Origin of the sequence: Novosphingobium sp. SG919 (assembly GCF_012932495.1) — a bacterium.
In the GTDB taxonomy this organism is placed as follows: domain Bacteria; phylum Pseudomonadota; class Alphaproteobacteria; order Sphingomonadales; family Sphingomonadaceae; genus Novosphingobium; species Novosphingobium rhizosphaerae.
Map to the genome: position 1 here is coordinate 561,185 of NZ_JABCNG010000001.1, position 18,886 is coordinate 580,070.

The window sequence follows — 18,886 nt, forward strand, 5'->3', positions numbered from 1 at the left end:
CAGCCCCCGCCGGCGCAGGATCAGCGCGCGCCGGCGCGCTGCAGGATCGGTTCCAGCTGTTCCCAGGTGGCCACGTCCACGTTCTTGCCATTGACGATGAACGTGGGCGTGCCGGTGATGGTGTACTTGTCACCCGCGGTCTGGGTGTCGCTGGCCAGCGCTTCGGCGGTCTTGCTGTTGGCAAGGCACGCGTTGGCCTGGTCGCGCGAAATGCCGCGCGCGCCGAAGAAATCGATCAGGCCGCCCTTGTCGGCCATCACGCCGAACATCTTGGCCGGCGGCAGGTTCATGCCCTGGATTTCCTTGGCAGCGGGCTGCAGCTTTTCAAAGATGTCCTTCTGGTTGGCATAGACCTGCTGTGTCAGCGCAAAGAAGCTTTCCGGCGCGCCGCAGTGGGTCAGCATGGCCATCGTGGTGTCGAACGGATCGCGCACGAAATTGCGGAATTCCAGGCTTACCCGGCCGCTGTTGACATAGGTGTCACGAAGCTTGGGAAAGCCCTTTTCCTCGAACTCGGCGCAGTGCGGGCAGGTGAGCGAGCCGAATTCGATCAGCTTGATCGGCGCATCGGGGTTGCCCATGACATAGCCGCCTTCGGTGGTCTTGCTGACCACGTCGCTCCACGCCTTGCCGGCGGGCGCGGCCACGGTGGGCAGGGCGGCGGCGGTTTCGGTCGAAGGGCCTGCTGCATCGTCCTTCTTGCTGCAGGCAGCAAGACCCAGGGTGAGCGGCAGAGCCAGCAGCGCAAGGCGGGTATTGGCAAATTTCATCGCGTGGGTTCCCGTGTGATGGGGCAGTGAACCGGTGGGTGGCCGATCAGTTCATGCGGGCTTCGAGCTGCGGCTTGAGCGCGGCCCAGCTGGCCGTGCCGGCCAGCGGCAAACCATTGATCATGAAGGCAGGCGTGCCTTCGACATAGTCCTTGTCGGCCGCTTCCTTGGTGCCGGCGGCCAGGCGATTGGCCAGGGCTTCGTCAGCCAGGCAACGATCGGCGGCGATGCGGCTCACCCCGCGCGAAGCCATCATGTCATAGAACTTGAAATCGCTGGCAATGGCGCGGGTGCGGCTGGCCAGCGGGCCGGTGATCCAGCGCTGGCGCTGGGCCTGGCTGGCGGTCATTTCCAGGCCGATCCAGTCTTCCTGACGCGTCAGGAACATGAGGTGCGTCTGCCAGAACTGGGCCGGCGCCACGCAATGGGTCAGCAGGGCCACCGTCAGGTCGATCGGGTCGCGCACGAAGTTGCGCACTTCGATCGAACCTTTGCCGGGCGCGATGAAGCCCAGGCGCAGCTGGCCATCGGCTTCCTGGGTGAAATGGGCGCAGTGCGGGCAGGTATAGCTGATGTATTCCACCAGCTTGACCGGGGCATTGGGATTGCCCAGCACGAAGCTGTCACGTGGCGTGCGCACCACGGTCTGGTTCCAGTTGCGGCCGGCCGGGGCGGCCGGCGCCTTTTTCGGCGGGGCAGCCAGGGCCGGGTTCGTGGCGAACATGCCAAGGGCAGCGGCAAGCGAAAGGGCCAGCGCCCTGGCAGCGGAACGAAGTTTGATGGTCACTTCCGATTGTCCCTGTTGTCCGTGTCTTGTCTGGCGCTGGCTTCACCCAGAGAGCGGGCCAGCGATTCGAGCACCGCGCGCAATTCCGGATCGCCGATGGCGCGCAGGCTGTCACCCAAGTCCATCGGTACCGGCTTGAGTGAGGGCGGCGCCAGCGGCGCAGGGCCTGTCGGGCGCGGCGCCTGAACCACGCCTTGACGCAGTTTCACCTTGGCCACGGCACGATAGCCGAAGAAGCGGTTCACCCGCTCCATGATCTCGGGCACGACGTGCTGGATCAGCGGGGCATGGGCCGGCGTCACCACCAGTTGCAGGATGCCGTCCGACTTTTCGCCCGGCGCAAAACGGATCGATTCGGGCATGCAGTGGCGGGCATGCGCGGTACCGACGATTTCGGGCCAGCGGGTGACGACCGAGCTTTGCACGAAGCCGAAGCGGCGGAATGCGGTACGCCCGATGGCGGGCATCAGGTCGGCAATCTGGCGCGCATCGCCGCCGCGCTTGCGCTCGAACGCCTTGGGCGCAGGCTTGCTGGCTGCGGCCTTGGGGGCGGCCTTTCGGGCAGGACGTGATTTTGGCGGATCGCTTTCCATCTTGGCGCCTGCCATGCCATAGCGGCGCCATGCAAGCCAGTGGCCATCCTGACGATTTCCCCGCCCGCAACACGGAAACCGGCGATGGCGTGGCGCCTGCGCTACTGGGCTGGTACGATGCCAATGCCCGGCGCCTGCCCTGGCGCAGCCATCCCGGAACGCCCGCGCCCGATCCCTATCGGGTGTGGCTGTCCGAAGTGATGCTGCAACAAACCACGGTGGCCGCGGTTGGCCCTTATTTCGAGAAATTCACTCGCACCTGGCCCACGGTGCACGATCTGGCCGCGGCAGACGACGCGACGGTCATGGCTGCCTGGGCGGGGCTTGGCTATTATGCCCGTGCGCGCAATCTGCTGGCCTGCGCCCGGGCCGTGGCGCGACTGGGCGCCTTTCCCGATAGCGAAGAGGGATTGCGCGCCTTGCCGGGGCTGGGGGCCTATACCGCCGCAGCAGTGGCCGCGATCGCGTTCGATCGGCGGGCCGTGGTGGTCGATGCCAATGTGGAGCGCGTGGTGGCCCGGCTCTTTGCCATCGATACGCCGCTGCCCGCTGCACGCCCGGCGATTCGCGCCGCCACCGACACGATCACGCCCGCTGCCCGTGCCGGCGATTTTGCCCAGGCGATGATGGACCTTGGCGCCACGATCTGCACCGTGAAGGCGCCGCGCTGCCTGCTGTGCCCCTTGCGTGGCGCGTGCCGCGCCGAGCGCGAGGGCCGGGCCGAAACGCTGCCGGTCAAGGCGGCCAAGAAAGCCAAGCCGCAGCGCCAGGGCCGCGCGTTCTGGATCGAACGGACCGGCCCGGACGGCGCGGCACAAGTGCTGGTCGTGACGCGGCCGGACAAGGGCATGCTGGGCGGCATGCGCGCACTGCCCGACGATGGCTGGAGCGCGCGGGCCGATGGCCATGGCCAGCCGCCGCAGGATGGCACGTGGCGATCGGCGGGGGTGGTGCGCCACGGTTTCACCCATTTCGATCTCGATCTGCAATTGATGGTGGGCGAAGGCGGTTCTGCCGCTAATATCCCCGGCGCTCATTGGTGGCCCCGCGCCGACATGGAAAATGCCGGGTTGCCAACGGTTTTTGCCAAGGCGGCGCGGCTGGCGCTGGCCGGTGCGCAAGAGGTTTGAAGAAAGGGTTTGCTCGCGATGCACGATGGCCAGATGCACGATGGAATGACACTTCCGCGAACCCCGGCGCTCAGCCGCCGCGCTCTGTTGGGCGGGGCAGGCATGCTGGGCGGCGGCCTGCTGCTGCGGCGCTGGGCCCATGCCGCGCCCACCGATCCGCGCTTGCCCGCCCTGTCTGCCTTGCTTGATAACTACGTCGGCTCTGGCAAGCTCGTGGGTGCCGTGGCCACGCTGGGCTGGGGGCAGGGCGCCCCCGAAGTGGTGGCGCGGGGCGTGGGCACGCGCGGTGATGCACGCGCCCTGGATGAAAACAGCCTGTTCCGCGTCTATTCGATGACCAAGCCGATCACCGGCATGGCCGCGATGATGCTGATCGACGAGGGCAAGCTCAAGCTTGACCAACCGATTGCCGATTTCCTGCCGGGCTTTGCGCACATGAATGTGCTGGTCGATCCGGCTGGCCCGGTGGACAAGGTGGTGCCGGCCACGGCGCCGATCACCGTGCGCAACCTGCTGACCCACACGGCTGGCCTGGGCTATACCATCGTGCAGACCGGCCCGATCCGCGAGGCTTATGCCGCAGCGGGCATCACCCCCTATGCCGTGAGCCGCGTGCCCGTGCCCGGCTTTGGCGAATCGCATCCCGCACCCAGCCTGGCCGCCTTTGCCGACAATCTCGCCAAGCTGCCGCTGGTATATCAACCCGGCACGCGCTGGTCCTATTCGGTCGGCCTCGATCTGATGGGGCGGATCATCGAGCTGGCCTCGGGCCAGGATTTTGCTTCGTTTCTGCAAGCGCGGCTGTTCGATCCGCTGGGCATGGCCAGCACCGGCTTCCGCCTGGCGCAGGCCGACGTGGCGCGGTTCACCACCAATTATGCCGTCGCCAACGGCCGCCTGCTGCCGATCGATGTGGCCGCCAACTCGGTCTATCTCGATCCGCCGGCTTTCCCCTTTGGCGGGGCCGGGATGATCAGTAGCCCACGCGATTATGACCGCTTCCTGGCCATGTTGCTGGGCGGCGGGGTCTTTGCCGGCAAGCGGGTGATGAGCCAGCGCGCGGTGGACCTGGGCACCAGCAACCTGCTGCCGGCCACCGCCAGCACGGCGGGCACCTGGATTGCCGGGCATGGTTTCGGGGCCGGCGGCCGCGTGGGGCTGGGCGAATCGGCCGGCACTTATGGCTGGTCGGGCGCGGCCGGCACGATCGCGTTCATCAGCAAGGTGGGCGGGGTGCGCGCCGGGTTCTTCACCCAATACATGCCCAGCACCGCCTATCCGTTCAGCGATGCCTTTCCCCAGGCCGTGCGCAGCGACGTGCGCGCGCGGCTGCTCGCCCAACACAAGGTTGCCGCATGACCGATACTGCCACGCTGACCGCCGGCTTGCACAAGGCCTTGCCGCCGATTGCCTATGCCGGCAATCCGCTCGACCGGGCCGATGCCGTGCGCACCGATCCGGCGCGGCTGGCGGCGGTGCAGGCCGCGGCCGGGGCGCGCCTGCTGGTGCTCGATGGCCTGTCACCCGAATTTTCGGCCGAGGGCGGGCTGGTCTGGGCGCCGCTTGCGGCCGCGCCAGAGGGGGCCGATCTCGTGTTCCTGGGCCTTGATCCGCAGGGCCACGGCTGCTTTGCCGCGGTCGCGCCTGCCCTGGGCGGCAGCACGGCGCCCGCCGCGCCAAACTTGCGCGCCATGCTCGATGCCATGCCGGCAGCAGACCTGGCGATCTATGGCGGCGCGCGCAGCCTGGTCGATTGGCATGCCCGCCACCGCTTTTGCGCGCGCTGCGGCCATGCCACGCGCGCGGCCAAGGGCGGGTGGCAGCGATCTTGCGCCAATGCCGCATGCGGGGCGGAGCATTTTCCGCGTGTCGATCCGGTCACGATCATGCTGGTCGAACACGATGGTCGGCTTCTGCTGGGGCGCCAGCCGCGCTTCCCCGCCGGGCGCTATTCCGCGCTGGCCGGGTTCGTGGAACCGGGGGAAACCGTGGAAGAGGCTGTCGCCCGCGAGGTGCTGGAAGAAGCAGGCGTGCGCGTGCGCGACGTGCGCTATGTCGCCAGCCAGCCCTGGCCCTATCCCTCGTCGCTGATGATCGCCTGCCACGCCCTGGCCGACGATCCGGCGATCGCGATCGACCATGCCGAACTGGAAGACGCGCGCTGGTTCACCCGCGCCGAAGTGACCGCCGCGCTGGAAGGCCGGCCCGATGCCCCGTTCGGGGCGCCCACGCATACGGCGGTGGCGCGGCACCTGCTGGAATGGTGGATGGTGGCGCGGGGATAGGTTGCGTCAGGCATCGCAAGCAACCCCGCTTCAAACCAGCCCCAGCTTGGCCAATTCCCCGGCAATCTCCGCTGGCAAGACATCGCCCGCCTCGCCATCGCCCAGATCGGCCGGCGCATCGCCTGGTTCCAGATAGCGCCAGCCCTGGTGGGCGCGGCGCGGCTTGGGCACCACGTCGATCAGGCGGGTGGACACCAGGATGTTGGTGCGGCCGCCTTCGGCCTCTTCAAAGCCCAGGATCTCGCTGCGGGCGACGAGCTGATGCTTCAAGATCCAATAGAGCGAGCCGCCGATCATCTCGGCATGGCGGCGCGGGCAATTGCGCGTGGTCAGGCGCGCCACGCCATCGGCACCGTGCCGCCGCCCGGCGGAAAACCATTCGTGGACTTCGGCCAGCGACTGGGCGCCATAGGCCACCTTGGTCATGTGCAAGGGCATTTGCAGGTCTTCCGATCGGTATCAGGCGGCAAGTCCGGTAACGACCGCCAGCCCCAGGAACGAGAAGAACCCCATGACATCGGTCGCCATCGTGACGAATACGGCCGAAGAGACAGCCGGATCCACGCGCAGCCGATCGAGCGTGACGGGAACCATGATCCCGGCCAGCCCAGCCACCAGATTGTTGATGACCATGGCTGCCGCGATCACCGCGCCCAGGTGCGGGTTGCCGAATATCAGCGTGGTGCCCACCCCGATCAGCACGCCCAGCGACAGCCCGTTGGCCAGCGCAATGCGCAATTCGCGCAGGATCATGCGCACGGTGTTGGAACTGGTCAGCTGGTTGGTGGCAATCGCGCGCACCACCACCGCCAGGGTCTGCGTGCCGGCATTGCCGCCCATCCCCGAAACGATCGGCATCAGCACGGCGAGCAGGGCAAAGCGGGCGATCGCGCCCTGGAACAGGCCCACCACCGACGCGGCGATGATCGCCGTGCCCAGGTTCACCACCAGCCACGACAGGCGCGTGCGCACGGTCAAGGCGATCGGCTCGTTGATGTCGCCATCGCCCGCGCCCGAAAGACGCAGGATGTCTTCGCTGGCTTCTTCCTGGATGATGTGGACCACGTCGTCCACCGTGATCTGGCCGACCAGGCGGCCGCTGTCGTCCACCACGGCGGCCGAGATCAGCGCGTATTTCTGGAAGCGCAGCGCCACTTCTTCCTGGTCCATGGTTACGGGAATCAGCGTCTGGTCGCGCTTCATCACATCGGCCAGGGCCACGCTGCGCGGCGCGCGCAGCAGCCAGGACAGCATGCAGGTGCCCACGGGGCGGTGCTTCACGTCAACGATGAACACTTCCCAGAATTCGGTGGCAAGGTCATCATCGTCGCGGCGCAAGTAATCGATCAGGTCGCCCACGCTCAGGTGTTCGGGCACCGCGATCACGTCGCGGCTCATCAGGCGGCCGGCGGATTCTTCCGGGTAGGACAGCGCGCTTTCGATCGCGGCGCGGTCTTCCGGCTCCATCTCGGCCAGGACCGCAGCCTGGTCTTCCTCGTCGAGATCTTCGATCAGGGCGACGGCGTCGTCCGTCTCCATCTGCTCGGCAAGATCGGCAACTTCGTCCGGCTCCAGATCGTCGACCAGCGCATCACGCACCCAGTCGTTCAATTCGGCCAGCACTTCCGACCCCAAAAGGTCGTTGATCGCGCGGGCGAGCGGCGCGCGATATTCCTGCTCGATCAACTCGAACAAGTCGGCAATGTCGGCCGGATGCAGCGGCTCGACCAGGTTATAGACGGTTTCCTGGTCGGCCTCGTCCAGCGCTTCGGTCACCTTGCGCAGGAACGAGGGGCGCAGCGTGTTGTCTTCCTCGTCCAGCTCCTGCGAATTGCGCACAGGATCGGGCGCCGCCACCATCACGGTGTCGGTGTCGATCTGCGGTTCGTCGTCCCGGTGCGCGGCTTCATCCATCATGGGCCGGGATAGGCGATCATCCGGCAAATGCAATGATGCAGTGCAGCGTGACTTTGCCGGCAGATTGCCTATATCGGCGGCATTGTTTGCCAAGGAAGAGTGGTCGATGTCTGAAGAAAAACTGGTCCTGTCGCTGGATTCGGGCGATGTGGTGATCAAGCTGCGTCCCGATCTGGCCCCCGGCCACGTGGAACGCATCAAGGAACTGGCCTCGGAAGGCTTTTACGATGGCGTGAAGTTCCACCGCGTGATCCCCGGCTTCATGGCGCAGGGCGGCTGCCCCCAGGGCACCGGCATGGGCGGTTCCGACAAGCCGGACCTCAAGGCCGAATTCAACGACCAGCCGCACGTGCGCGGCGTGTGCTCGATGGCCCGCACCAGCTATCCGCACTCGGCCAACAGCCAGTTCTTCATCTGCTTTGACGACGCGCGCTTCCTCGATCGCCAGTACACCGTGTGGGGCGAAGTGGAGAGCGGCATGGACCTGATCGACGCGCTGCCCAAGGGCGAGCCGCCGGCAAACCCGGGCGTGATCCGCAAGGCGACCGTTCAGGCGGCCTGAGCCAGAGCGACGACCGGGCGCTGTCTCGGTTCTGAGACGAAACCTGTATCATATCAGGGAAAGGCGGGGCTGGTCCCCGCCTTTTTTGCTGCCGGAATGGGCGCATCGGCCTAGGGGCAAGGGCAGACCGAACCCGAGAGGAGCCCCCCATGAACGCCCCCGTTTCGTCAGCACCCGTTTCCACCGCGCGCATTGCTCATCCCGATTATCGTGCCCGCCTGATGAGCGCGGACGATGCCGCCAGCCTGATCGGCCCTGGCGCGGTCGTGGGGATGAGTGGCTTTACCGGCGCGGGCTATCCCAAGGCGGTGCCCCAGGCCCTGGCGCGGCGGATGGAAGCGGCGCATGCGGCGGGCGATCCCTATGCCATCAAGGTGTGGACTGGCGCATCCACGGGCCCCGAACTCGATGGCGCGCTGGCGCGGGCCAAGGGCATCGATTTCCGCCTACCCTACAATTCCGATCCCTTGGTGCGCGAACAGATCAACGCGGGCACCGTGCAGTATTTCGACATGCACCTGAGCCAGGTGGCGCCGGTGGCCTGGCAGGGCTTCCTCGGCCCGCTCGACGTGGCGCTGGTGGAAGTCTCGGCAATCCTGCCCGATGGCAGCGTGGTGCCGTCCTCTTCGGTGGGCAACAACAAGACCTGGCTGGACCGCGCGGGCAAGATCATCCTCGAGGTCAATTCCTGGCAGCACGAAGCGCTGCACGGGATGCACGACATCTATTACGGCACGGCGCTGCCACCGCACCGCCAGCCGATCCCGCTGACCCATCCCGATGATCGCATCGGCCAGCCCACGTTCCGCATCGATCCGGCCAAGGTGGTGGCGGTTGTTGCCACCGACACGCCTGATCGCAATGCCCCGTTCAAGGCGCCTGACGATGCCGCCCGCGCCATTGCCGGTCATCTGCTGGCGTTCCTGGAGCACGAAGTCACCGTGGGCCGCCTGCCGCGCAGCCTGCTGCCGATCCAGTCGGGCGTGGGCAATATCGCCAATGCCGTGCTGCACGGGCTGATGGACAGCCCGTTCGAACCAATGACCGCTTATACCGAAGTGCTTCAGGACGGCATGCTCGAACTGCTGGCATCGGGCAAGCTGGCGATGGCTTCGGCCACGGCCTTTTCGCTCAGCCCCGATGCGGCCGAAGCGCTCAATGCCGAAATGCACCGCTATCGCAATCGCATCGTGTTGCGCCCGCAGGAGATTTCCAACCACCCCGAACTGGTGCGCCGCCTGGGCTGCCTGGCCATGAACGGCATGATCGAGGCCGATCTCTATGGCAACGTCAACTCCACCCACCTGATGGGCTCGCGCATCCAGAACGGCATCGGCGGCTCGGGCGACTTTGCGCGCAATGCCTATATCTCGATCTTCATGGCGCCTTCGGTGGCCAAGGGCGGGGCGATTTCCACCATCGTGCCCCAGGTCAGCCATGTCGACCATATCGACCAGGACGTGCAGGTGATCGTCACCGACCAGGGCCTGGCCGACTTGCGCGGGTTGGCGCCCAAGCAGCGCGCGGAAAAGGTCATCGCCAACTGCGTCCACCCGCTCTACCGCGACCAGCTGGCCGATTACTACGCCCGTGCCCTGCGCGATTCCTATGGCAAGCACTCGCCCTCGCTGCTGCGCGAGGCGTTGTCATGGCACCAGCGTTTCGTGGAAAAGGGCACGATGCTGGCGGGGTGAGGGAGTACCCCTCCGTCGGCCTGCGGCCGCCACCTCCCCATCGGGGGATGGGGAGGAACTTCCGGTTCCTCCCTGCCGAAGGCGGGGAGGGGGACCGCCGCGAAGCGGTGGTGGAGGGGCGTGGGCCTAAAGCCCCGCCTTCAGCATCCAATCATGGAACAAGCGCACCGGGCGCGATTGCAGCGCGCGCGGGCGGCAGACGAACCAGTAGGAATAAGGGCTGTCCACCTCGATATCATAGACCCGGGCCAAGCGGGGATCGTGGCTGCGGCTGAAGTGATCGTCGTGCATGATCGCGATGCCCAGCCCTTGCGCGGCGGCTTCCAGGATCAGCTGGCCCGAATCGAAATGGTCGATCGCCGCCGGTTCCAGCGCTTCCAGGTGCAGCGTGCGCTTCCACGCTTCGAAGCTGGCGGGCAGGTCGTTGTGGACCAGGAACGTCTGCTTGGCGAGCTTGGCCATGTCGGGCCGGTCGCCCAGTTCCTCGGCCAGTTGCTTGCTGGCGATGGCATAGACGCGGTTGTGATCAAGCCGCACCGAATGCAGCGTGGCATCGGGCCCTTCGGAAAGGACGATGGCCGCGTCGATCGTATCGCCCAGCTTGGTTTCGGCCGCGGTGGAGCTGTCGATGTCGATGTGCAGTTGCGGGTGCAGCTTGCGCAATTCGCCCAGGCGCGGGAACAGGCGCTGGCTGCCGAACAGCGGCAGCACGCCCAGGCGCAGGCGCATGACCTTGCCGGTGTCGATCATGCGGTCGATGCGGTCGGCCATCTCGTCGATCAGCGGGGCCACGGCATCATACAGCGTCTGCCCGTCTTCGGTCAGCTTGAGTGCCTGGTGCTTGCGCTCGAACAGCGGCTTGCCCACGAATTCTTCCAGTGCCGCCAGCCGCCGCGACAGGGCCGAGGGGCTGAGCGCCAGTTCCGCCGCCGCCGTCTTGGCAGATCCCGCGCGCACCACGCGGATGAAGGCTTCCAGCGAACGCAGCGGAGGCAGGCGGCGGATCATCAGGCGTCTTCTTCTTCTTCGGCAAGGGCAGTGGAGGGGGCATGCAGGCGGATGCGTGTCAGGCGGCGTTCGTCGCCCCCGGTCACTTCCAGGCGCCAGCCGGATTCGTGTTCCAGCACACGGCCCACCGGCGGCACTTCGCCGGCCAATACCACGGCCAGGCCGCCCAGCGTGTCGACATCTTCCTCCACTTCGGCGAGGCGCGGGTCGATGGTCTGGGCCACGTCTTCCAGTTCGGCGCGCGCATCGGCATCCCAGGTATCGGGATCGAGCTGGTTGAGCAGCACTTCGGGCGCGTCGTCGTGCTCGTCTTCCACGTCGCCGACGATTTCCTCGACCAGGTCCTCGAACGTGACGATCCCGTCGGTGCCGGAATATTCGTCGATCACCACGGCCAGGTGGGTGCGGCTGCTGCGCATGTCGGCCAGCACGTCGATCGCGCCGCGTGCCTGGGGCACGAACAGCGGCTGGCGCATCAGCGTGGTCCAATCGGCCGGCGCGGGTGCGCCTTTCAGGGCCATGTCCGCCAGGAACGGGAACACGTCCTTGATGTGCATCATGCCCTGCACTTCATCGAGCGATTCGCCATAGACCGGCAGGCGGCTGTGGCCATGCTCGGCAAAGGCGGCGACCACCTCGGCAAAGGTGGATGAGGCCGGAATGGCGATGATCTGCCCGCGCGGGATGGCGACATCGTCGGCATCGCGTTCGCTGAAATGGAGCAGGTTCTTGAGCATCTGGCGTTCCACCGGCACCAGGTCGCCATCGGCGCCCTCGATGTGGCCGGGTTCGTGCTCGTGCTCTTCGATCGCTTCCTCGATCTGCGCCCGCAGCGATTGATCATGGTCGGGCCCCTTGAAAAAGGCCTTGATCACGCGCCACAGCGCGCCGCTACTGTCTCCTTCGCCAGAACGGCCTTCGCCGCTTGGCCCATTGCCCTCGGGCACGGACATCGTTCCTTTCCCCGTTTCAGAAACCATCATGCATATGGGTCGGCCAGGCCCAGCAAGGCAAGCGCCTTCCGCTCCAGGTCTTCCATTTCCTCGGCCTGGGCCTCACCCTCTTCGTGATCGTAACCGGCCAGGTGCAGCAGCCCGTGGACCACCAGGTGGGTGGCGTGGGTTTCCACCGAAACACCCTTTTCGGCCGCCTCGCGCGCGCAGACGCCCTGGGCCAGGATCAGGTCGCCCAGCATGCCCGGCGCGCCTTCATCGGCTGCGGCACGCAGCACATCCTCGCGGGCAAGCATCGGAAACGAGAGGACATTGGTCGGCTTGTCCTTGGCCCGCCACTGCTTGTTGAGTGCGTGCACTTCTTCGTCGTCGGCCAGGACCAGGCTGACCAGCAGGTTGGGATGCGCCAGTTCGGGTGCCACCTTGGCGGCCGCTTCGGCGGCACGGTTGGCCAATGCCTCCCAATCGGTGGCGTCTCCCCAGATGGGATCGATGTCGATTTCCAGAATCGGCGCGGTCATGCGGGGGCCTGTACAATTGGGGGGAGGCGATTCGCTTTGGCATGGTGGCGCAGGGTGCGCCAGCCGCCATGTGCAAAAAATGCAAGATCGGCCTCGCGCGAGGTTTCCACCACCCCCTCGCCCCCTCCTCTTCAGGGGAGCGGGTTGGGTGTGGTGGAGCCACAGCGCAAGATCAGGCCTCGTTCCCCTCATAGGCTTCCACGATCCGCCCCACGATCGGGTGGCGCACCACGTCGGCGCGGCTGAAATGAACCACGCCGATCCCGTCCACGCCCTCCAGCCGGCCCACGGCATCGGCCAGGCCGCTGGCCGCCACGCCGCCGGGAAGATCGACCTGCTTGGGATCGCCGCACACCACCATGCGGCTGTTCTGGCCAAAGCGGGTGAGGAACATCTTCATCTGCGCCGGCGTGGTGTTCTGCGCTTCGTCCAGGATGACAAAGGCATCGGCCAGCGTGCGCCCGCGCATGAATGCGATAGGGGCAATCTCGATTTCGCCGCTGGCGATGCGCCGCTCCACCTGTTCGGGCGGCATGCAGTCATAGAGCGCATCGTAGAGCGGGCGCAGATAGGGATCGACCTTTTCCTTCATGTCGCCCGGCAGGAAGCCCAGCCGTTCGCCCGCTTCCACCGCCGGACGCGACAGGATCAGGCGCTGTACCGATCCGGTCATCAACTGGGCCACGGCCTGGGCCACGGCCAGGTAGGTCTTGCCGGTGCCCGCCGGCCCCAGGGCAAAGATCACGTCGTTCTTCACCAGCGCCTGCATATAGGAGATCTGCGTGGCCGAACGCGGCACGATCGTCTTGCGGCGGGTGCGGATCATGATCGGCGGGGCATTGCCGGGCGTGCCGGTGATGATGCCTTCCAGGGTGGGTTCCGCGCTCATCGCAATAAGGGACTCCAGTGCGCCGCTATCGATTTCGTGTCCGGTGTTGAGGCGCTGGTACAGGCCCTTGAGCACGTCGCGGGCGCGGGCCACGGCGTCTTCTGGCCCTTCGATCAAGACCTTGTTGCCGCGCGCGGAAATATACACGCCCAGGCGGTTTTCGATCTGCACCAGGTTGGTATCGAACTGCCCGAACAGCGCACCCAGCATCGTCTGCTCTTCAAATTCCACTTCCACGCGCGCGCGCCGTGGACTTTCCGGCCTGGCCCCGGTCCTTGCCCCGGCATCTCCGGTTATTCCGGCACGGTGCCCGGGGCGGTCGAAGGTCATGTCGCGATGCGCCTCTTCGTGGGCGCGGGGGAATTTGCGAGCCATGGGATGGGGTTTTCGCGCTCCTTTCATCGAACTCTCTATGCAAGTGTAAGGTGTGATCGGCGCGGTGCAAGCGCCGCAATCGTAAAATGCCTGTCATAGGTAACGAGACCGCGACACTTTGCTGCCAGGGCACGACAAACCTGAGCGGTTTCTTGCGCAATCCTTCGGCACGCGTTCAGCCGCTGCGCGCCATAACCGCTTCATGGCCGACGGACACGCCAAGGCGCTCTGCCCCAAGTGTCTGCCAACCTCGGCCGATCAAGGAGTTACCCCCATGCGCAAGTTCGTCCTCGCCATTGTCGCTGCCGCCGTTCTCGCTCCCGTGGTTGCCCCGGCCATGGCCAATGCCCAGCCGGTCCAGACCCCCGCAGTTGCCGCCGCCCGCCACGAAGTGCGCCATGACCGCGCCGAATTCCGCCACGATCGCGAACGCCTGGCCGTCGCCCGTGCGCATGGCAACGAACGCGCCGCCCGCGTTGCCCGTCACGAAGTGCGCCATGACGCCCGCGAACTGCGCCATGATCGCAAGGTGATGCACCACAAGATCCGTCACGCCTACCGCCACCATCACCACCATGGCTGAGGCCTGGCGCTGAGCTGACAAAGCAAAGGCCCCCGTCGCGTGATGCGGCGGGGGCCTTTTCATGCCGACAAGCGCCGGCGTTCAGGCCACCAGTTGGCCGGCGAGCGAATTGGGCCCGGCTTCCACCAGATCGACCGTGACGAGATCGCCGATCGCCACCTCTCCGGTGAAATGCACCGATTGCAGCCAGGGGGACTTGCCCAGCCACTGGCCGGGATGGCGCCCGCGCCGTTCCACCAGAACCTGGCAGCGCCTGCCCACGCTGGCCTGGTTGAACGCGGTGGCATCGCGCACCAACGCGGCCTGCAGCCGTTTCAGCCGCTCGTCCATGACCTCGGCTGCGACCTGGCCGTCCATCGTCGCGGCCGGGGTGCCGGGGCGGGGCGAATACTTGAAGCTGAAGGCCTGGGCATGGCGCACCGTGGCCACCAGATCGAGCGTGTCCTGGAACTCGGCCTCGGTCTCGCCGGGAAAGCCGACGATGAAATCGCCCGACAGCGCGATGTCGGGCCGGGCGGCGCGCACGCGATCGAGGATCTTCAGATAGCTTTCCACCGTGTGGCTGCGGTTCATCGCCTTGAGTACGCGATCGTTGCCCGCCTGCACCGGCAAGTGCAGGAACGGCATCAGCTTGTCGATCTCGCCATGCGCGGCAATTAAACCGTCGCTCATGTCGTTGGGATGGCTGGTGGTATAGCGGATGCGCGCCAGGTCCGGCTCTGCCGCCAGCACGCGGATCAGGCCGTCCAGGCCGATGGCGCGGCCCTTGTCGTCCTGCCCGCTCCAGGCATTCACGTTCTGGCCCAGCAGCGTGATCTCGCGCGCGCCACCGGCCACCAGCAGCTTGGCTTCCTCCACCAGATCGGTGAACGGACGCGAGATTTCCGCGCCGCGCGTATAGGGCACCACGCAATAGGTGCAGAACTTGTCACAGCCTTCCTGCACGGTCAGGAACGCGCTGGGGCCGGAACGGCGGCGCTTGGGCAGCGCGGCGAACTTCGCCTCTGCTGGCATATCCGTTTCGGTGCCGCTCTTGCCTGCGGCAGCGTCGGCCACCATGTCGGGCAGGCGGTGATAGGCCTGCGGCCCTACCACGACCTTGACCGACGGCGCGCGCTTCATGATTTCCTCGCCCTCGGCCTGGGCCACGCAGCCGGCCACGGCGATCAGCGGCACGCTGCCATCGTCCCGGCGCAGGCGGCCGATGTCGGAATAGACCTTTTCGGTGGCCTTTTCGCGGATGTGGCAGGTGTTGAGCACGACAAGGTCGGCGCCATCGCGTTCTGCGGTCGCAGTCATGCCTTGCGCGGTCAGCAATTCGGCCATGCGCTCGCCGTCATAGACGTTCATCTGGCAGCCGAAGCTCTTGACGTGAAACGTCCGGGGGGGATTCTCTGCGGGCATAAGCCGCGCCCCATAAGGCAATCGGGCGGCAATTGGAACTGCCTTGCGCGCGTGCGAAGCACCCGCGCCAGCCGCATCATGCCGCGCGGTCGTGCTTCTCGCGGCTATAGCCCACTTGCGGCACGTCCAGGTGGAACGGGCGCAACGGCTTGCCCAGGTTGCGTTCCATCGCGGGCACGATGCGGTTGCGCGCTTCGGCGGCAATGGCCTTGCGGCCGGGGAAATCGCGCGGATCGAATGGGTCGAGGAAATGGATGTCCAGGCGGAACGCGCCGCGCCGGGCCAGGATGCGCATGGCATTGGCCATGCCGCCCTCGGTGCCGATCCAGCCGATCCATTCCGCCACGGCGCCATAGTCGAGCACCACCGGCTGCACCAGCACGCCGGGCGGCGGCGGTTCCAGCACGCGCAGCATCGAGGTCTTGAACGGCAGCAGCGATTGCCCGTCGGTGGTGGTGCCTTCGGGGAAAACCGTGATGGCCCAGTTGTCGGCCAATGCCTCGCGCAGGCGGTTGATCTGTTCGGCCACGCCCAGGCGGTCTTCGCGGCTGACGAAGACCGTGCGGTTGAGCCGCGACAGCCAGCCCACCACCGGCGACTGGCCGATTTCAGCCTTGGACACGAATGCAGTGCCGCTCGCGCCGCCCAGCGCCAGGATATCCACCCACGACAGGTGATTGCTGATATAGAACACGTCGCGCCGCAGCGGCGTGCCGTGGACCCGCACCCGCGCCCCGCACAGGCGTGCGGTCAGGTACAGGAACACCCGCGGCAGCGGGGAGCCGTAGTGGATGGTGCGCCACACATAGTGCAGCGGCACGCAGACCAGCAGCGTCAGGATGATGCCAAGGGCACGCCAGAAGATGCGCAGCTTGCCCAGCGCGCCGATGGGGGAACCGCGTTCCGGTCCGATGCTGCGTGGGCGGGGCATGGGAGGATCAGCTCTCTCGGCCGAGCTTCACGCCGTAGAGTTCCATGCGGTGATCGACCAGGCGATAGCCCAGCTTTTCCGCGATCTGCCGCTGCAACTGTTCGAGTTCGGGATCGACGAATTCGATCACCTTGCCGGTTTCCACGTCGATCAGGTGGTCGTGGTGCGCTTCGGGTGTCGCTTCATAGCGGGCGCGGCCATCGCCGAAATCATGGCGATCGAGAATGCCGGCCTCTTCGAACAGGCGCACGGTGCGATAGACGGTGGCGATCGAAATGCGCGGATCGCGGGCAGAGGCCCGCTCGTGCAGCTTTTCCACATCGGGATGATCCGTGCTTTCCGACAGCACTTGCGCGATCACGCGGCGCTGGTCGGTAATGCGCAGGCCACGTTCGGCGCAAAGGGCTTCGAGATCGATCACTCGGTGCACGCTGTTCTCGTCATTCTGATTGCTTCGCCACCCATATAGGGGAATTGGCAGGGCTTGTTAACCGGCCAAGCGGCCAGAACCGCAGGGGCCGTGGCAAGGCGCTGTGGAAGAGCGCAAAATCGATCACCCACGGCCCAATTCAAGCAACCTTTCCGGCATGCAAAAGCCCGGCGGACATGCAGCGCCATGCGCCACTGCCCGCCGGGCCGAAATTGCCGGTAGGGCGAGCCGGAAACGGCCCGCACACCCGATCAGGCCGTTGCAGCAGCCTTGCGACCGCGCTTGGCGGGGGCAGGGGCAGCGGCCGGCTTGCGACCCAGGCCAATCTTCTTGGCCAGTTCGCGGCGCTTTTCGGCATAGGCCGGGGCAACCATGGGATAATCGGCCGGCAGGTTCCAGCGGGCGCGATACTGTTCGGGCGTCATGTTGTAGCGCGTGGCCAGGTGACGCTTGAGCATCTTGAGCTTCTTGCCGTCTTCCAGGCACACGATGTGGTCGTTCTTGACCGAAGCGCGGATCGAAACGGCAGGTTCGGGCGCGGGTTCGGCCACGGGTTCCGACGGCTTGAGGCCGGCGAGCGCCGAATAGACATTGGAAATGAGGACCGGCAGGTCACCCACCGAGACGCTGTTGTTGCTCACATGGGCGGCAACGATGTCCGAGGTTAGCGTGATCAGGGTTTCACGCATATCATTTTCGATATCACTCATTGCGATCCGGCTTTCGTTCTATGTTGCTGTGCGACACGTTTTGACGGCAGCCCGACTAGTCAGGCGCGTGGCCTGTCTATACGCCATTGTATTCGAGAAACAACCACAGGATGCTACGGTATTCGACAAAATGACCGAAATTTCACAAAATGCTGATTTGCCAAAATTTCAAATCACAGTCTTAGTTCCTGGCTGATTGCTGCAATCCTTTCGCCTGCCGTGCTGCGATAGTAACCCGGTCTAATTCCAATGGGTTGGAATCCGTGCTTGCGATATAGATAGCCGGCCGGATTGCCTTCGCGCATTTCCAGGAAAAGCCGCGTCATGCCCAGCTCGCGCGCTTGGGCGATAAAACGGGTCAGAAGCGAGTCGCCCAGGCCGCGCCGGCGGTATTGCGGTGCAACAGCGAACAGCAACAGTTCTTCTTCATCGAATATACTGCGCGACAAGAAAAAGCCGGCTGTCGATTCCGCGTCTAGAGGATATTCGCTGCCATCGGCACCGATCAGGCCATAGCGGGTGCGCCCGATCAGCAAGGCATCGCCCACCTGCCGGCGATTCCACGCTTCGCCATAGTCGGGGGGGAAAGCCGCGGTCATCACGGCCATGATCCGGTCGAGATCGTCCACGGGTGCCGTCATGCCGGCTTCGTCACGCCAAGGCCATCATGCGGGCAGGGCAGCAGCCGCGGCGGGCAGGCGCGCATCGGGCGCCCGGCCATAAGCTGGCGCCGCGCCATCGGACAGCAGACCCGGTGCGAGCAGGCCGGCGCTGCGCGCATCAGGCCACAGCGCGCGCGCTTCCACGCCGGGCCGCGCCGCGGCGCAGGCATCGGCCTGGCTGCCGGCAACCAGCGGTGCGGCAAGCCGAGCCAGCACGTCTTGCGGGGGCAGGGAAACCAGGGGGGCCAGCGGCTGGCCCGCGGCATCGAACGGACGGAAGAACCATTCGCCGTGGCCGCCGGTCATGATCACATCGACCGGGGTGGGGCTGTCCTGCCCGGCATGCGCCATGGCGGCCACCAGGGCCAGGCTCTGGTAACCCAGAACCCGGGCGTTCCAGGCCAGGGCCAGTGCGCGCGCTGCGGCCAGGCCGACACGGATGCCGGTAAAGCTGCCCGGCCCGCTATCGACCCAGATCGTGCCGGCGCGCCCCTTGTCGGGCAGGGCGGCGATCATCGGCACCAACCGTTCGGCATGGCCGCGCCCGAGCATCAGGCATTCGCCGGCCAGCAGCACATCATCTTCGAAAAGTGCCACCGAACAGCTTTCGGTGGCACTGTCGATCACCAGTCGGCGCCTGTTGAACCAAGCAGGGTCGAACGGAGCGGGATCGGCCATCGTC

Annotated in this window: 21 protein-coding genes; 6 read left to right on the top strand and 15 right to left on the bottom strand. The window is 66.1% G+C overall.

The features are described from left to right. Positions 1-20 precede the first annotated feature (20 nt). From FHT19_RS02495 to FHT19_RS02505, 3 genes are read right to left on the bottom strand one after another with little or no spacing between them, the layout of a single operon-like run. A complete protein-coding gene (locus FHT19_RS02495) occupies positions 21-770 on the bottom strand; it encodes a thioredoxin domain-containing protein (protein WP_169473802.1) in 750 nt (249 codons plus the stop codon). A gap of 46 nt (positions 771-816) precedes the next feature. Next, positions 817-1,557, bottom strand: a complete 741-nt coding sequence (locus FHT19_RS02500; RefSeq protein ID WP_169473804.1) for a thioredoxin domain-containing protein — start codon at positions 1,555-1,557, stop codon at positions 817-819. Continuing rightward, positions 1,554-2,165 (bottom strand): DUF721 domain-containing protein, encoded by a 612-nt coding sequence (locus FHT19_RS02505; RefSeq protein WP_179504259.1) that lies wholly within the window; start codon positions 2,163-2,165, stop codon positions 1,554-1,556. Before FHT19_RS02505 ends, FHT19_RS02500 begins: the two co-directional genes overlap by 4 nt. 14 nt (positions 2,166-2,179) lie before the next feature. Here FHT19_RS02505 and FHT19_RS02510 point away from each other — a divergent pair, with 14 nt between their 5' ends. The 3 genes from FHT19_RS02510 to nudC are packed head-to-tail and all read left to right on the top strand — an operon-like array spanning position 2,180 to position 5,565. Then, positions 2,180-3,280: an A/G-specific adenine glycosylase gene (locus tag FHT19_RS02510; protein WP_169473806.1), complete on the top strand. Its 1,101-nt coding sequence runs from the start codon at positions 2,180-2,182 to the stop codon at positions 3,278-3,280. A 45-nt stretch (positions 3,281-3,325) separates the two neighbouring features. Further along, entirely contained in the window at positions 3,326-4,639 is a 1,314-nt protein-coding gene (locus tag FHT19_RS02515; RefSeq protein ID WP_169473808.1) for a serine hydrolase domain-containing protein, read from the top strand. Beyond that, positions 4,636-5,565 (top strand): NAD(+) diphosphatase, encoded by a 930-nt coding sequence (nudC, locus tag FHT19_RS02520; RefSeq protein WP_169473810.1) that lies wholly within the window; start codon positions 4,636-4,638, stop codon positions 5,563-5,565. The genes FHT19_RS02515 and nudC overlap by 4 nt, the downstream gene beginning before the upstream one ends. A gap of 30 nt (positions 5,566-5,595) precedes the next feature. Here nudC and FHT19_RS02525 read toward each other — a convergent pair whose 3' ends face one another. Both FHT19_RS02525 and mgtE read right to left on the bottom strand, forming a co-directional pair. Next, positions 5,596-6,003 (bottom strand): DUF1489 domain-containing protein, encoded by a 408-nt coding sequence (locus tag FHT19_RS02525; RefSeq protein WP_168554227.1) that lies wholly within the window; start codon positions 6,001-6,003, stop codon positions 5,596-5,598. 21 nt (positions 6,004-6,024) lie between these two features. After that, a complete protein-coding gene (mgtE, locus tag FHT19_RS02530) occupies positions 6,025-7,425 on the bottom strand; it encodes a magnesium transporter (RefSeq protein WP_168555423.1) in 1,401 nt (466 codons plus the stop codon). A 163-nt stretch (positions 7,426-7,588) separates the two neighbouring features. On the opposite strand from mgtE, the gene FHT19_RS02535 reads away from it, so the two are divergent. Beyond that, positions 7,589-8,044: a peptidylprolyl isomerase gene (locus tag FHT19_RS02535; protein ID WP_168554228.1), complete on the top strand. Its 456-nt coding sequence runs from the start codon at positions 7,589-7,591 to the stop codon at positions 8,042-8,044. A gap of 149 nt (positions 8,045-8,193) precedes the next feature. After that, positions 8,194-9,738, top strand: coding sequence for an acetyl-CoA hydrolase/transferase family protein (locus FHT19_RS02540; protein ID WP_169473812.1), 1,545 nt, complete (start codon positions 8,194-8,196; stop codon positions 9,736-9,738). Positions 9,739-9,864: 126 nt separating this feature from the next. Here FHT19_RS02540 and FHT19_RS02545 read toward each other — a convergent pair whose 3' ends face one another. From FHT19_RS02545 to FHT19_RS02560, 4 genes are all read right to left on the bottom strand, one after another. Beyond that, a complete protein-coding gene (locus tag FHT19_RS02545; protein WP_168554230.1) occupies positions 9,865-10,746 on the bottom strand; it encodes a LysR substrate-binding domain-containing protein in 882 nt (293 codons plus the stop codon). Beyond that, positions 10,746-11,699: a hemolysin family protein gene (locus FHT19_RS02550; protein ID WP_168554231.1), complete on the bottom strand. Its 954-nt coding sequence runs from the start codon at positions 11,697-11,699 to the stop codon at positions 10,746-10,748. The genes FHT19_RS02545 and FHT19_RS02550 overlap by 1 nt, the downstream gene beginning before the upstream one ends. A gap of 26 nt (positions 11,700-11,725) precedes the next feature. Then, complete coding sequence (ybeY, locus tag FHT19_RS02555) at positions 11,726-12,220, bottom strand: rRNA maturation RNase YbeY (protein WP_168554232.1); 495 nt, start codon at positions 12,218-12,220, stop codon at positions 11,726-11,728. Between the two features lie 172 nt (positions 12,221-12,392). Beyond that, complete coding sequence (locus FHT19_RS02560; RefSeq protein WP_211184788.1) at positions 12,393-13,484, bottom strand: PhoH family protein; 1,092 nt, start codon at positions 13,482-13,484, stop codon at positions 12,393-12,395. A 274-nt stretch (positions 13,485-13,758) separates the two neighbouring features. Here FHT19_RS02560 and FHT19_RS02565 point away from each other — a divergent pair, with 274 nt between their 5' ends. Next, on the top strand, positions 13,759-14,067 hold the full coding sequence (locus tag FHT19_RS02565) for a hypothetical protein (RefSeq protein WP_168554234.1): 309 nt from the start codon (positions 13,759-13,761) through the stop codon (positions 14,065-14,067). Between the two features lie 81 nt (positions 14,068-14,148). Here the strand turns inward: FHT19_RS02565 and miaB are convergent, their stop codons facing one another. From miaB to tsaB, 6 genes are all read right to left on the bottom strand, one after another. Next, on the bottom strand, positions 14,149-15,471 hold the full coding sequence (miaB, locus tag FHT19_RS02570; RefSeq protein WP_168554235.1) for a tRNA (N6-isopentenyl adenosine(37)-C2)-methylthiotransferase MiaB: 1,323 nt from the start codon (positions 15,469-15,471) through the stop codon (positions 14,149-14,151). Between the two features lie 76 nt (positions 15,472-15,547). After that, a complete protein-coding gene (locus tag FHT19_RS02575) occupies positions 15,548-16,402 on the bottom strand; it encodes a lysophospholipid acyltransferase family protein (protein WP_168554236.1) in 855 nt (284 codons plus the stop codon). 7 nt (positions 16,403-16,409) lie between these two features. Continuing rightward, complete coding sequence (locus tag FHT19_RS02580; protein WP_168554237.1) at positions 16,410-16,832, bottom strand: Fur family transcriptional regulator; 423 nt, start codon at positions 16,830-16,832, stop codon at positions 16,410-16,412. Positions 16,833-17,083: 251 nt separating this feature from the next. Next, positions 17,084-17,542 carry a MucR family transcriptional regulator gene (locus FHT19_RS02585; protein ID WP_168554238.1) on the bottom strand — a complete coding sequence of 153 codons (459 nt, stop codon included), beginning with the start codon at positions 17,540-17,542 and terminating at the stop codon, positions 17,084-17,086. A 173-nt stretch (positions 17,543-17,715) separates the two neighbouring features. After that, positions 17,716-18,183 (bottom strand): GNAT family N-acetyltransferase, encoded by a 468-nt coding sequence (locus FHT19_RS02590; RefSeq protein ID WP_168554239.1) that lies wholly within the window; start codon positions 18,181-18,183, stop codon positions 17,716-17,718. 24 nt (positions 18,184-18,207) lie between these two features. Further along, entirely contained in the window at positions 18,208-18,882 is a 675-nt protein-coding gene (gene tsaB, locus FHT19_RS02595; RefSeq protein ID WP_169473814.1) for a tRNA (adenosine(37)-N6)-threonylcarbamoyltransferase complex dimerization subunit type 1 TsaB, read from the bottom strand. Between the last annotated feature and the right edge of the window lie 4 nt (positions 18,883-18,886).

Bases quoted from the DNA above. Each gene is read 5' to 3' on its own strand.
- FHT19_RS02495 (WP_169473802.1), bottom strand. From the start codon at position 770: ATGAAATTTGCCAATACCCGCCTTGCGCTGCTGGCTCTGCCGCTCACC.
- FHT19_RS02505 (WP_179504259.1), bottom strand. From the start codon at position 2,165: ATGGCAGGCGCCAAGATGGAAAGCGATCCGCCAAAATCACGTCCTGCC.
- FHT19_RS02510 (WP_169473806.1), top strand. From the start codon at position 2,180: ATGCAAGCCAGTGGCCATCCTGACGATTTCCCCGCCCGCAACACGGAA.
- FHT19_RS02515 (WP_169473808.1), top strand. From the start codon at position 3,326: ATGACACTTCCGCGAACCCCGGCGCTCAGCCGCCGCGCTCTGTTGGGC.
- nudC (WP_169473810.1), top strand. From the start codon at position 4,636: ATGACCGATACTGCCACGCTGACCGCCGGCTTGCACAAGGCCTTGCCG.
- FHT19_RS02525 (WP_168554227.1), bottom strand. From the start codon at position 6,003: ATGCCCTTGCACATGACCAAGGTGGCCTATGGCGCCCAGTCGCTGGCC.
- mgtE (WP_168555423.1), bottom strand. From the start codon at position 7,425: ATGGTGGCGGCGCCCGATCCTGTGCGCAATTCGCAGGAGCTGGACGAG.
- FHT19_RS02535 (WP_168554228.1), top strand. From the start codon at position 7,589: ATGTCTGAAGAAAAACTGGTCCTGTCGCTGGATTCGGGCGATGTGGTG.
- FHT19_RS02540 (WP_169473812.1), top strand. From the start codon at position 8,194: ATGAACGCCCCCGTTTCGTCAGCACCCGTTTCCACCGCGCGCATTGCT.
- FHT19_RS02545 (WP_168554230.1), bottom strand. From the start codon at position 10,746: ATGATCCGCCGCCTGCCTCCGCTGCGTTCGCTGGAAGCCTTCATCCGC.
- FHT19_RS02550 (WP_168554231.1), bottom strand. From the start codon at position 11,699: ATGTCCGTGCCCGAGGGCAATGGGCCAAGCGGCGAAGGCCGTTCTGGC.
- ybeY (WP_168554232.1), bottom strand. From the start codon at position 12,220: ATGACCGCGCCGATTCTGGAAATCGACATCGATCCCATCTGGGGAGAC.
- FHT19_RS02560 (WP_211184788.1), bottom strand. From the start codon at position 13,484: ATGGCTCGCAAATTCCCCCGCGCCCACGAAGAGGCGCATCGCGACATG.
- FHT19_RS02565 (WP_168554234.1), top strand. From the start codon at position 13,759: ATGCGCAAGTTCGTCCTCGCCATTGTCGCTGCCGCCGTTCTCGCTCCC.
- miaB (WP_168554235.1), bottom strand. From the start codon at position 15,471: ATGCCCGCAGAGAATCCCCCCCGGACGTTTCACGTCAAGAGCTTCGGC.
- FHT19_RS02575 (WP_168554236.1), bottom strand. From the start codon at position 16,402: ATGCCCCGCCCACGCAGCATCGGACCGGAACGCGGTTCCCCCATCGGC.
- FHT19_RS02585 (WP_168554238.1), bottom strand. From the start codon at position 17,542: ATGAGTGATATCGAAAATGATATGCGTGAAACCCTGATCACGCTAACC.
- FHT19_RS02590 (WP_168554239.1), bottom strand. From the start codon at position 18,183: ATGACGGCACCCGTGGACGATCTCGACCGGATCATGGCCGTGATGACC.
- tsaB (WP_169473814.1), bottom strand. From the start codon at position 18,882: ATGGCCGATCCCGCTCCGTTCGACCCTGCTTGGTTCAACAGGCGCCGA.